This is a genomic window from Rhizobacter sp. P2_H2, from assembly GCF_056403375.1.
On record NZ_JBFUFP010001408.1, the window covers coordinates 1 to 1,139 of the forward strand.

1 protein-coding gene is annotated in these 1,139 nt (G+C 69.4%); it reads right to left on the reverse strand.

From position 1 onward, the window contains the following. Positions 1 to 1,139: FAD-linked oxidase C-terminal domain-containing protein (locus AC1D15_RS33515; RefSeq protein WP_477829457.1), on the reverse strand; the 1,139-nt coding region annotated here is incomplete at both ends.

Below are 1,139 nucleotides of genomic sequence, written 5' to 3' on the forward strand. Positions count from 1 at the left end.
GCCGTACTCCGCGCAGCGCACCAGCGTCGGGATCACCTTGCCGGGGTTCAGCAGCCCGGCCGGATCGAACGCATGCTTGACGGCCAGCATCTGCTCGCGCTCGGCATCGGAGAACTGCACGCACATCGACGACAGCTTCTCGACGCCCACGCCGTGCTCGCCGGTCACCGAGCCGCCCATCGCGACGCTGGTCTCGAGGATGTCGGCGCCGAACAGCTCGCAGCGGTGCAGCTGGTCGGGGTCGTTCGCGTCGAACAGGATCAGCGGGTGCAGGTTGCCGTCGCCGGCATGGAACACGTTGGCGCAACGCAGCCCGTACTTCTTCTCCATCTCGCCGATCGCGAGCAGGATGTCGGCCAGCCGCTTGCGCGGGATCGTCGAATCCATGCACATGTAGTCGGGGCTGATGCGCCCGCTCGCCGGGAAGGCGTTCTTGCGGCCGCTCCAGAAGCGCAGCCGCTGCGCCTCGTCCTTGCTGACCTCCATGCGTGCCGCGCCGCTGCCGGCCAGCACGTCGAGCATGCGGCCGATCTCCTCGGCCACCTCTTCGGGCGTGCCGTCGCTCTCGCACAGCAGGATGGCCTGGGCGTTCAGGTCGTAGCCGGCGTGCACGAAATCCTCGACGGCGGCCGTCATCGGCTTGTCCATCATCTCGAGCCCGGCCGGGATGATGCCGGCGGCGATCACGTTGGCGACCGCGTCGCCGGCCTGCCGGATGTCGTCGAAGCTCGCCATGATGCAGCGCGCGAGCAGCGGCTTGGGCACCAGCTTCACGGTGACCTCGGTGACGACCGCGAGCATGCCCTCGCTGCCGACCAGCACCGACATCAGGTCGAGCCCGGCGGCGTCGAGCGCCTCGGAGCCGAACTCCACCGCCTCGCCCTGCGCGGTGAAGCCGCGCACGCGCAGCACGTTGTGGATCGTCAGCCCGTACTTCAGGCAGTGCACGCCGCCGGAGTTCTCGGCCACGTTGCCGCCGATGGTGCAGGCGATCTGGCTGCTCGGGTCGGGCGCGTAGTACAGCCCGTAGGGGGCGGCCGCCTCGCTGATCGCGAGGTTGCGCACGCCGCACTGCACGGTGGCGGTGCGTGCCAGCACGTCGACCTTCAGGATGCGGTTGAACTTGGCCAGGCTCAGCG